Here is a 13,448-nt window from a genome sequence, read left to right as displayed (position 1 = left end):
GAAATGGCATATAATTTTAAAGAAGTAATGAATAAGCCTGAGCGTCTTGCTCCAGGTCATAGAATGTGTGCAGGCTGCGGCGGTACCATCACAGTAAGAAATGTACTCCGTGCCCTTCACGAGGGTGATAAGGCTGTTATAGGTAATGCCACAGGATGTCTTGAGGTTTCAACCTTCATGTATCCTTACACAGCCTATGAGGACAGCTACATCCACAATGCATTTGAAAATGCAGGTGCTACCCTTTCAGGTGTTGAAACTGCATATCACGTCCTTAAAAAGAAGGGCAAAATAGACGATACTTATAAATTCATAACCTTTGGAGGCGACGGCGGTACATACGATATCGGTCTCCAGTCACTGTCAGGTGCCATGGAACGAAATCACGACATGGTATATGTATGCTACGACAACGGTGCATACATGAACACTGGTATCCAGCGTTCATCAGCTACTCCTATGTATGCTGATACAACCACAACTCCTGTAGGTACCCAGTCAAACGGTAAAATGCAGAACCGTAAGGATCTTGCACAGGTTATGGCTGCCCATGACATTCCATATGTGGGTCAGACGACCCTTATAGGAAATATGCGTGATCTCTACGAGAAGTCAGAAAAAGCCATCTATACACCGGGTGCTGCCTTCCTTAATGTTATGGCTCCATGTCCTAGAGGCTGGAGATATCCTACAGAAAAGATCATGGATATCTGCAAGCTTGCTGTTGAGACCTGCTACTGGCCACTGTTTGAGGTTATTGAGGGCAAATGGATCCTCTCCTACTCTCCTAAGAAAAAGCTCCCTATTGAGGACTTCTTAAGAACCCAGGGAAGATTCAAGCACCTCTTCAAGCCTGAGAACGAGAACCTTCTTGTTCAGTATCAGGAAGAGGTAGACAGAAGATGGGAAGAGCTCCTCTTCAGATGTTCTAAGAATTAAGTGAATTAAGTAATGAATAAGATACAACAATCATTTTAATTGCCACAGCAAGGGTTGCTGTAATCATAAAATAAAAATCCTGCGTATCAGACCTGTTATGTATTGGAATTCCAATCATCAGGTGATATTGCAGGATTTTTTCAGCTTCAAACTAACAGCTAACTTTTCCGGTATTTCTCGTAAATCTCTATATATAGAGCAGAGCCAATGACCTTACAGCTTTGTTACGTTTGCTGCCTGTGGACCCTTCTCGCCATCTATAACTTCATACTCAACCTTGTCGCCTTCTTCAAGAACCTTGAAGCCATCCATGTTAAGTGCTGAGAAATGAACGAAAATATCTGTTCCGTTCTCATCGCTGATGAAGCCATAGCCCTTCTTTGCATTAAACCATTTTACTGTTCCTGTTTTCATTACATATACCTCCTTACATTTAACATCAACCCACTAATAATCTCATTAGGATGACGCTGCATGCCGAATCTTCACAGAAAACCCAACACACATTCGAACAGAAAACAACAAAAGGACACAGAACCACTATGTTCTATGCCCCTTTGCATTCCATATATGCATTATATTTCCTATTTATCCATAATGCAAGATATTTTTTGTGTTTTTTCAGTGTTTTTGTGATTTTATGTTTTAAAAACAGTTTTCAGTGTTTTTACTTGTTTTTCTTAGCTGCCGTTACTGTTTTATCTGGTACTGCGCTTTCCGGTTGCAGCAGTCTTCTTTTCCGTCACAGTTTTTTCTTTAGCTGTAGTTGATGGAGCCTTTGCTGCCGCAGCTTTAGTTCCTGCAGCTTTGGTTCCTGCAGCTTTGGTTCCTGCAGCTTTGGTTCCTGTGGTTTTGGTTCCTGTGGTTTTCTTCTCTGTTACAGTTCTTCTTTTAGCTGCTGCCACAGGCTTTTTCACTGTCTTCTTAACTACCGGCTTTGCGTCGGTGTAGTCATATTCAAGTATAACTGTCGAAAGTGGAGGCACATCCAGAGTAATGGTATAATCTGTTCTCTGGTTCTTAAGGGCCTCTGCCATTATCGGCTTTGGATTAAGTCTGCCTGAACCCCCGAAGCTTATATCATCTGAGTTAAGTATCTCCTTGTACTTTGTGTAGCATGGAACAGGTATCTTGTAGTTCTGTCTGTCAACCGGTGTGAAGTTACAGATGAACAGAAGCTGCTTCTTAGCTGTTGAACCTCTTCTTACAAATGAAATTATGCTTGTATCAGGATGATCACAATCTGTCCACTCAAAGCCCATAGGGTTGCTGTCATTTGCATATAAGGCGTCATTTTCTGAATAGAGCTTATTAAGAGCCTTAACATATCTCTGTATACCCTGGTTAAGCGGATTGTCAAGTACAAACCAGTCAAGGCTTCTGGCCTCACTCCACTCCCTAGGCTGGGCAAATTCCTGACCCATGAACAGAAGCTTCTTACCCGGATGTCCATACATATAACCGTATGCCACACGGAGATTCGCAAATTTATCTCCTTCAAGTCCCGGCATTTTATTTATCATTGAGCACTTAAGGTGTACCACCTCATCATGGGACAGCACAAGCACATAATTCTCCGCATAAGCATAGGATATACTGAAGGTAAGCATGTTCTGGTTGTTCTGTCTGAAGTACGGATCCATCTTCATGTACTCAAGGAAGTCATTCATCCAGCCCATATTCCACTTAAACAGGAAGCCAAGACCGTTCATTGAAGCCGGTGCAGTAACACCTGCCCATGCAGTTGACTCCTCTGCTATAAGATACGCTCCCGGATTTCTCTCTTCCATTATCCTGTTTATGTTCTGAAGCAGTGCTATCGCCTCGTAGTTTTCATTTCCACCGTCCTTGTTAGGAAGCCACTGGCCATCCTGCTTACCGTAATCAAGGTAGAGCATTGAAGCAACGGCATCCACACGGAGACCGTCAATATGGAACTTCTCAACCCAGAAAAGAGCATTTGCAATAAGGAAGTTAGCCACCTCACATCTGCCGTAATCAAATATATATGTTCCCCAGTCAGGGTGCTCTCCTCTTCTTGGATCCGGGTGCTCATACAAAGGCATACCGTCGAAACGTCCAAGGCCATGGGCGTCTCTTGGGAAATGAGCAGGTACCCAGTCAAGGATAACGCTGATACCGTTCTTATGCATGTAATCCACGAAATACATGAAATCGGCAGGTGCGCCGTATCTGCTGGTAGGTGCGTAGTAATTTGTAACCTGATAGCCCCAGGAGCCGTCAAACGGATACTCTGCAATACCCATAAGCTCTATATGGGTATAACCCATCTCCTTAATGTATGAAGCGATCTGAGGTGCCAGCTCTCTGTAACTGAAGAAGCCGTCATCCGCCTCTTCAACCTTCTTCTTCCAGGAACCCAGGTGCATTTCATATATAGACATAGGCTTTGCCATTCTGTCGGTTCTGCTGTAGGTACCTCTCTCCTTCATCCATGCGTCATCATTCCACTTGTATGAAAGATCGGCTACCACAGAAGCGTTCTCCGGTCTCATCTGTGACTGATTGCCGTATGGATCACTCTTGTAAAGGATCTCATCATATCTGGTGAGTATCTGGTATTTGTAGATAGCGCCCGGCATAACTCCCGGAATGAACAACTCATATATACCGCCGTTTTGAGTGATCTGCATAGGATTAAGTGCTCCGTCCCACATGTTGAAATCACCTACAACGCTTACACGTCTTGCATGAGGTGCCCATACCGCAAAATATGTGCCCTTCACACCGTCCACAGTCATAGGATGAGCTCCCAGCTTCTCATATATATCGTAATGCTTGCCCTCTGCAAAAAGATATATATCAAAATCTGATATCATTGAAGGAAATGCATACGCATCAGCACATTTAACTACAGAACCATCCTCATATGTGGTCTCCACACGATACTTTGTACCATCGTACTGTTTCTTTGGAAAATACGCACCGAACAAGCCTGCATCTGTGATCCTGTCAAGCTCCTTTGCACGCTTACCTGTCGCAGATGTTACGACCACCTTCTCTGCGTGAGGACGGTATACCGTGATCACCTGCCCCTCTCCGTAATCATGATTACCCAGAAGATGCTTTGGTGCATTTATCTTCCCTGCGGTAAGCTCATCATATAATACCCAATTAACCCAATCTTCTACCTTCTTGTTCATATATACCTCCATTTTGAATATTTATCTGAATCTGTGAGGTTCTGACTTTCTCATACTCACTATCCTTACGATAAGAGTAACTAGAAATCCCACTATCAATACCACGGCAAATGCTGTAAACATGTTTATTCCCATCCTATCAGGAAGGATATCCCGCAGATAATCGTCCCCGTTGAAGAAGACCGAATAATCATGTTTAAATGCCATTGCCTTTATACCGCCGAAGAAATCTCCCTTTCCGATCCATACCAGCAATATAAAGATAATCCCAATCATGGTTCCTGCGAGGCCGCCCCAGACCACACAGTCGTACATCCTTCTTCTCCGTACCACCAGAAAACCAAATACCAGAAGAATCACGGACACAAATATAAGCACCCTTGAAGCCCTGTATACCCTGTCGAGCTTCTCTATCCTTTTGCTGTTGAAATCACTCAGCTTGATGGTTGCCGAGTCGAAGCCCTCACGGTTTCTGGCACTGAAGCTGTCAGACATTATGCTGTACTGCAGCCACGCCTCGTATGACGTAAGCTTCTCTCCTGTGGTTTCATTCACTATGTCTGACTGACCTCTGGTCACATTGGATGTGTACTTGTCAAAGGGAACATCCCTGAACATAAATGCAGCGCTTACTGCCGCAGACAATATCATTATCATTATGGCAAAACCCATAATGATCTGGTGTATCCTGTATCTTGATTTCATCTTTCTATATTAACAGGCAGCCATGCTGCCATTACCCTGTTCGTAAATTTATATTGTTGGCAAAAAACTCACCACACCTGTTTATTTTACCATTTTACAGGGGTAATGTAAATAAACAGCCGCCTATTAAAAGTCGCTTATTTCCTGACGAAAAAAGTTAAATTTACCCTTGACAACCATATGCCTTTCTACTATTATTGAATAGTATGTTTACATTGAATTGTCCGTGTCCGGTTTTAATGTAAAACCATTATTATAATTATTACGAATGGAGGTAAAGGTTTTGGCTAATATTAAATCAGCAAAGAAGAGAATTTCTGTAATCGAAACAAAGACATTAAGAAATAAGATGATCAAGTCTAAGATTAAGACTGTAATTAAGAAGGTAGAGGCTGACATCGCTTCAGGTGATAAGTCTGCTGCACAGGCAAGCTTAAAGGTTGCTACATCAGAGATCGGTAAGGCTGCTTCAAAGGGTATCTACCACAAGAACAATGCCGCTCGTAAGGTAGCTCGTCTCAGCGCTGCTGTAAGCAAGATGGCTTAAGCTTAAATCATTTTATTAATTTTTATATATTGTATATCATATGTTGGCTGCACATATGAGCATTAAAAAATCGCCTCAACCCAAGGCGATTTTTTATTTTATATATTTTCTGTTTTAGATGTTTCCTATTTCACATGCTTCCTATTTCGCATGCTTCCTATTTCACATGCTTCCTATTTTGTATGCCTCGTATTTTTTACATATCTGACATCTTATATCCGCCGGATATCTCTACTATCAGCAATTCTACCGCGATGGTGTCTGATATCTGACCGGTCTTGAATTTATAATCCATCTCCTGGCATTTGTCAACGATAGTCCTAAGCTGCTCGTAGGAATATCTGTCGCTCTGCTCCCTGTACTTCTTCACAAGCCAGGAACGTATTCCCGTGATCTCTGCAGTCTGCTCGTCAGTCTTTCCCTCTCTGACACACAGCTTTATCTTAAGAAGGATATCAAACTGTCTTGCTATAAGGAACAGTATCTTTAACGCCGGCTCCTTTCTGTCAAGAAGTCCGTGGTACAGATGTATTGCTTTCGACTTCTGGCCTCTGGCTATGCACTCGATCATCTGGAATACATCATCCTCCGGGTTTGAGATACATATCTCATTTACATCCTTAAGAGTAATCCTCGGCACATCCATACAATAAGCAATAAGCTTATCCAGTTCATTCCTTATGACATTCATGTCACTCCCTGCATTCTCTATAAGCTTGAATACCGCGCTCTGCTCTATCTCCTTCGATACAGCCTTAACCCGGGCTGTTATCCAGATGGTGAGCGTTCTCTCATCAGGTGTGACAAATTCCAGTGTCTCGCCGTATCTGTCCACCGCCTTATAGGTTCTGCTCCGCTTGTCTACATCCTTCTCCACAAATACCATAACGGCGGTATCCGGAAGCCCCGGTATATTATCCGCAAGATAATCATTACTCTTGGCAAATAACCCGCTTCCGCTTACCAGCACCACTCTTCTGTCTGCGAAAAACGGCATTGTCTGGCAGAAGCTTATCATCTCCGCCGGATCTGATTCTTCTCCTACAAACTTTGAGAAGTTTAAAGTGTCCTCCACATCTGTAAGAGCATTTACCAGTTTATCCTTGTACTGCTGTACAAGATACGTCTCATCTCCGAATAACAGGTAAACTCTTTTGAACTCCCCTGCCTTTATATGGCTGTTGATTATGGTCATCGGATTCTTTTTTTCTGTTTTCTTAGCTGCCATATCCTAACCTCTGACGCTGTATATAAGTTCTTTATACTGCATATGTTCTGGAATTTACAAGACGTCCCCTGAATACTCTATACTCCAGCGGTCTGTCATATAAAAATCCCTGAACGTTATTGCACTTTTCTGTCTTAAGGAACTCAAGCTATTCCTTTGTCTCCACGCCTTCGGCAATCATATCTATTCCCATACTGTAGATCATCCTTACGATACATTTAAAGAGCACTGCATCCTTGCCCTCTGCCGACGCCACGTTATCAACCAGGGACTTATCAAGCTTTATCACGTCAATATTACCATTTGTAAGGATACTGAGGGATGAAAGTCCTGTTCCAAAATCATCTATAGCCACGGTAAAGCCTGCTTCATGCATTACCTTTATAAAGTAATCCTGCGACTCTGTATCGCTGTAATATGCAGACTCTGTTATTTCAATCTCAATATACCGTCTTGGCACATTGTATCTCTCAACAATACCAATAATCTTCTCTGTAAGTGCCTCATTGAACAAATGAACCCTTGAGAAATTGACCGAAACCTTTACAGGCTCTATGCCTGCGTCAATCTGTTCTCTTATATTCTGACATACCTTTTCAAATACATATATGTCGAGTTCCCTGACATTTCCATCTGCTTCAAGTATAGGAATGAACACGGAAGGAGAATCAACTCTTCCCTCACGCTTCCATCTTACTAAAGCCTCTGCACCGACGATCTCATTTGTAAGTATATTTACCTTAGGCTGATAGTAAACAACAATATTCTCATCGTCTAAAGCCTTCTTAAAGGTCATGGACACCTTCTTGTTCTCTGTATCCCTCTTCATCATCTCTGATCTGTACACGTGAAAGGAATCTGCGCCGCTGCGTCTCGTTGCACTGTATGCGATGGATGCCTTGTTGATAGCCGATGGAAATGAATCTCCGTCCTCTATCTCATACATTCCAATTCTGGCAGACACGTCAAAATTTACATTCTCGTATCTGGTATTCACTGTGATAGTCACCTGCTTAAGGAAGCTTATGAAATCCGATGCAAATTCCTTCTTTACCAGAACAAAGAAATTATCTCCGCCAAGGCGGCATACCATTCCATGATCTGCAAGATGCGTCTTTATGGTATTTGCATAGGCTATAAGTGCCTCATCACCGCGTCTTGAACCTACACGGCTATTAATATACTTGAAATTCCTTATGTTAAAGAAAACTGCATTGTAGTCTTTAAATGCATCCTTATCCCCCATCTTCATAACGTTCATGACCATACCATGCTGGTTTAAAACACCTGTAAGGGTATCATAATTTATAGCCTTGTCCAGAAACCTGTATGCTCTGCTTCTTGTTCCGTAAAAGAATATAAGCCTGGAGATCTCGTCTATATCCGATATCTCCTCATCTGAAAACACTGTATTTCTGACAGGGTATGAGGTGATGGTCACAACACACTTCTGAGGTGTCACATACTTCTTTCTGTAAGCACATTCTTCATCATAGCCAGCCTCCGACTCAACCAGATTAAAGTTTAACCGCTCTCCCTGGGTCAGGGGATTGTGCACCGGAGACTCAATGCTTACTGTCATACATCCGACATTAAGCTTTTTACACACATCCTCTATTGCGATGCTGATATGCTTATTTACCTGATTGTGATCAGACACATCATCGGGCAATCCGTTTATCACTTCATATATTTTTTCTTTGGTCACTACACTCATGTCCTACCTCTTTCCAGTCCTCACAAACAACACCGCTCCAAGTACAACAACTGCAAGTGAAATAATCTGGGATGTTGAAAATACTCCAATACTTCCCCTGTAATCATCCCTTAAAAATTCTATGGCAAATCTTCCGATTCCATACAATATAAAATAGAGTGCACCTACTCTTCCATCTGCATGTTTCCTGCTTAAGTAGAAATACAAAACAGCAGCTATCACAAAATCTCCCGCTGAAGATATGAGCTGTGTAGGTATAAGCTTTACATTATTCGGTGCATAATCCGAATGTTTAAATACAATGGAAAATGCCGACTCTGTTCTTGCACCGTAACAGCAGCCTGCAAAGAAACATCCTATACGTCCGAATCCCTGTCCAACGGCAACTCCCGGCATTACTATATCAAGATATGGTAAAAATGCGGTTTTCTTTATCTTCTTGATATATAGCATGCTGGCAAGCACTCCGCCGATTATACCTCCGTATACCACGAAACCATTCTTGAAATCCAAGAGTATAGACGGATCCTTTATTATCTGCGGAAGCTCTACTATATAATACAAAAGCTTACAGCCAACTATTCCGCCGACTATGGCACACACCAGTATTCCATACAGAATATCCCGATCAAGCCCCTTCTTCTTAGTCCAGTACTCTGACAGGAATAATGCCGCAAGAAACCCTACAGCGATCATAAGTCCGTACATGTGAAGGGTCAACGGTCCTATATTTATATCATTAAACATATATACTCCATTCCGCAGCCTTAAGCCGCTCCAAACAAATATTCACAATACGCTTTTAATTGTAACACATCCCCAGTGGTATTTGCAAAAATATTATTGGATATTTCTGTCAACATATACTGCTGCGGGAACCTTTGGCAGTGTCTGACAATATCACATCTTCTGTATATCAAATAAGTTTCTCCAGTTCCATAAACACCCTGTCTGCATACAGTTGCTTTATGTTATGTCTCGTCATGCCAGCCACATCTGAACTAAACCGAAATGTATTTTCCCTGCCATCTGCAATAATACAAAAATATACTTGTCCTTGAACACTATCCGGATTATTTGGATCTATATTACCGGTCGTCCCGGTTATCCCGATGGCAATGTCCGTCTTTAACTTATCCTTAACTGTACGCGCCATTTCAGCGGCACATTCACTTGAATATACTCCATATTTTTTTATAATCTTCTCGTTCACCCCAATAAGTACTTTAGTCTCATTCAGGTAAGTAACATATCCCCCCGGAAATATACCAGATGCCCCTTCGGTATCCGTTATCATGGAAGCTATCATACCAGAGGTACAGCTCTCCATTGTGGAAATAGTTGTATGTGTTTCAATCAGCTTTTTTATTATCCTGTCTTTGTCTTCCTGTTTCATTTTGTACACCGGCCTTCATTTTTCGTAATTTATATCAGTGCAATTATAAGCTTTTTTCTTTAAAATGTCCCGTGATTTATTACGTGAAATATCATTTTTCTTTAATCTTCCACCTGACGCAGAAAAACCTGCTTAATCTATATATCCCGACAAGCTCCAATCACCTCTTTCTATAGATAATATGATTGCTCCGTGCTCCTTTGTTGTCATATATTTTGTATCTGCCATCTTCAACCTCTCCAGCGTCTCTGCATGTGGATGTCCATATCTATTGTCTTTTCCACAGGATATAATTCCATACATTGCCGACACTCTTTTTAAGAAATCACTGCCGCTGCTATTCCTGCTTCCATGATGTCCCACCTTCAGAATATCGCAGGCTATACTATCGGAAATCCCCCCCAGACTATTTTTTTCATACAATTCAATAAGTCTTTTTTCCGCAGCAATACCTGCGTCCCCCACAAACAACAGACTCAAAGAAGCATCTGAGTCACTTGATTTATTTAAATTTTCTATATCCGCTTCTCTTACGTCCCATGTAATTGTTGTTTTCAAGATCATGGACAGGTTGTTTGTATTCAAGACACCCTGTCCGGCTTCTTCATCCGGATACAGACATTCTATATTTATGGTCTCAGCATGTTGGTGATTATATGTAATGTTATCACCGGGCTTCATGTATATTATGTTCACGTTATTTGCTATTGCCTCTGACTTCAATTCTTGGAGGGCATCTTGATCCCCGTACTCAGGCAGCACCAGATTGACCACATGCACGCCGCTCTGTTCCTCATTTAACAAATATTCCAGACCGGACACATGATCTACGTCACCATGTGAGACAAACGCATATTCCACCTCCGAAACCCCATAATATTTCAAAACAGGTACCATAACATACTCTCCGACTCTTTTGTTTGAGGAAGAGCCCCCATCAATAAGTATTCCCCCATGACCGGATGTACGAAGCAGCACTCCGTCCCCCTGCCCTACGTCCATGTAGACAATCTTGAGAGATTTGTCATACGAATACACTTCATATACCACAGTCAAAAAAAGTACTGCAGCCAGCATCAAATACAAAATTGGTCCTTCCCTCTCTGTTTTTCCAATCCGGATCATCCGCAATATGGCAAATATCAAAACAACCGAGAGATAATATACAAATACCATTCCAATACTTATGTGTCCCACAAGCACGGAAGCATCGGGAAGTCCAGAGGCAAATATACATAAATGTTTATAGCCAAAAAGAATAAGTCTGACAGGATATGTCATGACAACTGCAGCCCCCGTAAAGAACAAACCGGTCAATACAACCAGGATACTTCCGCCTACAATTAGTGACACCAGCGGAATCACTATCAGGTTAATAAAGATCGAGTACGGCGGAAATTGATAGTAATAGTAAATGATAACAGGTGTGGTAGTAATAAATGACGCAATTCCCACCACGAGAGCATCAATTAATTTTATTATCATTTTCCTTAAGCTCATAATCTTTTTATGCTTTTGTTTTTTCTTTTCATCCGCCGCTTTGATGAACCGCTTAAACACCCCCAACAATTTACGCAATTGGGGTGCAACAACTGTCACTCCTGTTATTGCCGCAAACGAAAGCTGAAATCCGGCATCCAATATTACATAAGGATTTCCCAAGACCATTATTATCATTGCAAATCCCATGGATGTTGGTGCGTCGGTCTTTCTTCCGAAATACTCGGCAGCTATGGATAATATAAGCATTATCACCGCCCGTTCCGTAGAAGACGACATACCTGTCATAATTCCATATAGGATTATTATAGCAATTGAAAATGTTCCTGATATAAGCCTGCCAATCCTTAATTTTCTCAAAAAGCCATACAAAGTCATGCCAATAATAGCAACATGAACACCCGATATGGCCATGATATGAGCAATTCCATTTTCGCTATAGAGCTTTTTTATATTTTTGTCCAATGTGGATTTGTCTGCAACGAGCATTGCCTTTACTATGCCGGCAGACTCGGAGTCAAATGAATTATCTATTATTTTTGTGCACCTGTTCTTTATTCCGTAAAGAAAGCCTTCAATGCTGTATGGTCTGTGGTTTCCGCTTTCTATAGTCCCATTTGAAATACAAAGATAATATCCCTTATTTCTCAGATATATGTATTGATCAAAAGTTCCCGGATTTGTAGCGGAATCAGGAACGCTTACAGTCCCCGACATACAGATATAATCTCCATTAATATAATCTAAATAAATATGATCTGTATTGCCGGGATTGTTCTTCCGTTCCTTCCCTGCAGAAGTATATATAACAATTCCGATTTTCCCTTTATAGGCAAATTCAGAGCTTACTATACTATCCGCCATAATATAGTAAGTATCGCTGAGACCGTCCGTTTTTATTTCCTTTATCTTACCGGAAACTGTACAGGGCAGCTCACGATCTCCGATTTCCGTACAGAGCTTTTCCTTTTTTCCGGTACTCATAATGTTCAACACGCCCATTACAAAAAAAATGAACATGAAAAATAAAGCAACCATACTCTGGATATTCTTATTTCTTACTATCCAGAGTATGGTTGTTAATAATATTATCACGCACCAAAAATAATTCTCTGTGATTACCGCGGCCTCTCCAAGCAACATGCATAATGCAACAAAGAATATTGGTCTTTTTATTTTCTATTCCTTTCTACTGAAAGCCTGTTAATTACCGGCTTTGCAGTTTTTAATTACCTTTCGATTTCTCATCAGCTTATCGGCACAGTGTATAATCCGGTCCGTAGGTTACGGCAAGCTGTACCTTCTCGCTGATATTATTGTCTGTGACACCTTCTACCATGATGTTAACATTGTCTATATACGAAAGAGATGTCAGTGAATTAATTACCGAGTACATGGCAATATCCGTTTTGGCAACAGCATTGCTCAAAAACTCCCGGCTAAACTCAATATAGCACACACCATCATTTACACTGAGACTTACAATATATGTGTCCGACGGAAGCGTCGGTTCAGTATCATCACCGGAACTTACCTTCAGTGCTTCTATGATCTGCTTCTCTACAGATATTGCATCAGACAGATCTACATTTATCTCCCGTCCCACCAGTCCTGCTCCGTCCAGGGTTCCGTAGTACACCATTACATTGTATTCTGCCTCAAGATTAGCATCGTCTATATTTGCAAATGAATTTTCATTGTAGCCATGATATATGGCATCATCACCGGTAACGATATTGTGCATTTCAAAGGTGACGGAATTCACTCCCTCTATCCTGCACAGGCTCAAGGTAAATGCCTTTTTTGAAAGATTAAGGGTATATGCGTCTGTCCTTGAACTATCGATATTGAAGATAACCGTCACCGTTCCCTCACCATCAAAGCTATATCGCTGATACTCCATTCCCTGGGCCACCGGGACAGCCTTCGCGGCATCCTCCGGTTCGGTTATGATGGCATTCATAACTGCATCAATCATGCTCTCAGTTGAGGCAAGGGGATCCACATTAATTTCTGCGTTGCTTAAGTCTGTCCAGTCATGGTCAACATAGCTTACAGTCATGGTCTTAAGGGCATTTGCTGCTTCGCCGTCTCCTTCATTATCATCCACGATTACAGTACTTGCCTCGCTGTTATTATCCATGACTATTGTATTCTTCTCATCATCAGCACCTTTTCCACACGATGAAAGAAAAAGACCTGCCAGCAAAATAATAAAGACCAGTTTACTGTTTTTCTTAAAAAGCCCCATG

11 protein-coding genes are annotated in these 13,448 nt (G+C 41.6%); 2 read left to right on the top strand and 9 right to left on the bottom strand.

The annotated features are described in order from the left end of the window. The first annotated feature begins 3 nt into the window (after nucleotides 1-3). Entirely contained in the window at nucleotides 4-939 is a 936-nt protein-coding gene (locus tag DXB54_RS07320) for a thiamine pyrophosphate-dependent enzyme (protein WP_021938244.1), read from the top strand. A 213-nt stretch (nucleotides 940-1,152) separates the two neighbouring features. On the opposite strand, the gene DXB54_RS07315 is transcribed toward DXB54_RS07320, so the two are convergent. The 3 genes from DXB54_RS07315 to DXB54_RS07305 form a co-directional block, all read right to left on the bottom strand. Further along, complete coding sequence (locus tag DXB54_RS07315; RefSeq protein ID WP_021938245.1) at nucleotides 1,153-1,353, bottom strand: cold-shock protein; 201 nt, start codon at nucleotides 1,351-1,353, stop codon at nucleotides 1,153-1,155. A gap of 284 nt (nucleotides 1,354-1,637) precedes the next feature. Next, a complete protein-coding gene (glgB, locus tag DXB54_RS07310; protein WP_243104777.1) occupies nucleotides 1,638-4,103 on the bottom strand; it encodes a 1,4-alpha-glucan branching protein GlgB in 2,466 nt (821 codons plus the stop codon). A 21-nt stretch (nucleotides 4,104-4,124) separates the two neighbouring features. Beyond that, nucleotides 4,125-4,775, bottom strand: a complete 651-nt coding sequence (locus DXB54_RS07305) for a hypothetical protein (RefSeq protein WP_118694748.1) — start codon at nucleotides 4,773-4,775, stop codon at nucleotides 4,125-4,127. Between the two features lie 316 nt (nucleotides 4,776-5,091). Between DXB54_RS07305 and rpsT the strand changes: the two genes are divergently transcribed. Next, nucleotides 5,092-5,355, top strand: coding sequence for a 30S ribosomal protein S20 (rpsT, locus tag DXB54_RS07300; RefSeq protein ID WP_021938248.1), 264 nt, complete (start codon nucleotides 5,092-5,094; stop codon nucleotides 5,353-5,355). Between the two features lie 196 nt (nucleotides 5,356-5,551). On the opposite strand, the gene holA is transcribed toward rpsT, so the two are convergent. The 6 genes from holA to DXB54_RS07270 all read right to left on the bottom strand — a co-directional run bounded on the left by holA (nucleotide 5,552) and on the right by DXB54_RS07270 (nucleotide 13,447). Then, nucleotides 5,552-6,583, bottom strand: a complete 1,032-nt coding sequence (gene holA, locus DXB54_RS07295; protein ID WP_118694747.1) for a DNA polymerase III subunit delta — start codon at nucleotides 6,581-6,583, stop codon at nucleotides 5,552-5,554. A 148-nt stretch (nucleotides 6,584-6,731) separates the two neighbouring features. Next, nucleotides 6,732-8,300 carry a GGDEF domain-containing phosphodiesterase gene (locus DXB54_RS07290; protein WP_118694746.1) on the bottom strand — a complete coding sequence of 523 codons (1,569 nt, stop codon included), beginning with the start codon at nucleotides 8,298-8,300 and terminating at the stop codon, nucleotides 6,732-6,734. Between the two features lie 3 nt (nucleotides 8,301-8,303). Beyond that, nucleotides 8,304-9,047 carry a prolipoprotein diacylglyceryl transferase gene (lgt, locus tag DXB54_RS07285; RefSeq protein ID WP_118694745.1) on the bottom strand — a complete coding sequence of 248 codons (744 nt, stop codon included), beginning with the start codon at nucleotides 9,045-9,047 and terminating at the stop codon, nucleotides 8,304-8,306. A gap of 169 nt (nucleotides 9,048-9,216) precedes the next feature. Then, the gene (locus DXB54_RS07280; RefSeq protein WP_118694744.1) at nucleotides 9,217-9,696 is read right to left on the bottom strand and encodes a CinA family protein; all 480 of its coding nucleotides are present in this window, start codon (nucleotides 9,694-9,696) and stop codon (nucleotides 9,217-9,219) included. 132 nt (nucleotides 9,697-9,828) lie between these two features. After that, complete coding sequence (locus tag DXB54_RS07275; RefSeq protein WP_118694743.1) at nucleotides 9,829-12,339, bottom strand: DNA internalization-related competence protein ComEC/Rec2; 2,511 nt, start codon at nucleotides 12,337-12,339, stop codon at nucleotides 9,829-9,831. Between the two features lie 109 nt (nucleotides 12,340-12,448). Continuing rightward, entirely contained in the window at nucleotides 12,449-13,447 is a 999-nt protein-coding gene (locus tag DXB54_RS07270; protein ID WP_118694742.1) for a GerMN domain-containing protein, read from the bottom strand. Between the last annotated feature and the right edge of the window lies 1 nt (nucleotide 13,448).

Source organism: Coprococcus sp. OM04-5BH (assembly GCF_003482105.1).
In the GTDB taxonomy this organism is placed as follows: Bacteria; Bacillota; Clostridia; order Lachnospirales; family Lachnospiraceae; genus Coprococcus.
The sequence above is the reverse complement of the archived record's forward strand: the minus strand, read 5'-3'. Positions and strand labels throughout refer to the sequence as shown.

Excerpts from the sequence above, each read along its gene's own strand:
- holA (WP_118694747.1), bottom strand. The coding sequence starts at position 6,583 with ATGGCAGCTAAGAAAACAGAAAAAAAGAATCCGATGACCATAATCAAC.
- DXB54_RS07270 (WP_118694742.1), bottom strand. The coding sequence starts at position 13,447 with ATGGGGCTTTTTAAGAAAAACAGTAAACTGGTCTTTATTATTTTGCTG.
- DXB54_RS07315 (WP_021938245.1), bottom strand. The coding sequence starts at position 1,353 with ATGAAAACAGGAACAGTAAAATGGTTTAATGCAAAGAAGGGCTATGGC.
- DXB54_RS07280 (WP_118694744.1), bottom strand. The coding sequence starts at position 9,696 with ATGAAACAGGAAGACAAAGACAGGATAATAAAAAAGCTGATTGAAACA.
- glgB (WP_243104777.1), bottom strand. The coding sequence starts at position 4,103 with ATGAACAAGAAGGTAGAAGATTGGGTTAATTGGGTATTATATGATGAG.
- lgt (WP_118694745.1), bottom strand. The coding sequence starts at position 9,047 with ATGTTTAATGATATAAATATAGGACCGTTGACCCTTCACATGTACGGA.
- DXB54_RS07275 (WP_118694743.1), bottom strand. The coding sequence starts at position 12,339 with ATGTTGCTTGGAGAGGCCGCGGTAATCACAGAGAATTATTTTTGGTGC.
- DXB54_RS07290 (WP_118694746.1), bottom strand. The coding sequence starts at position 8,300 with ATGAGTGTAGTGACCAAAGAAAAAATATATGAAGTGATAAACGGATTG.
- DXB54_RS07305 (WP_118694748.1), bottom strand. The coding sequence starts at position 4,775 with ATGGGTTTTGCCATAATGATAATGATATTGTCTGCGGCAGTAAGCGCT.
- DXB54_RS07320 (WP_021938244.1), top strand. The coding sequence starts at position 4 with ATGGCATATAATTTTAAAGAAGTAATGAATAAGCCTGAGCGTCTTGCT.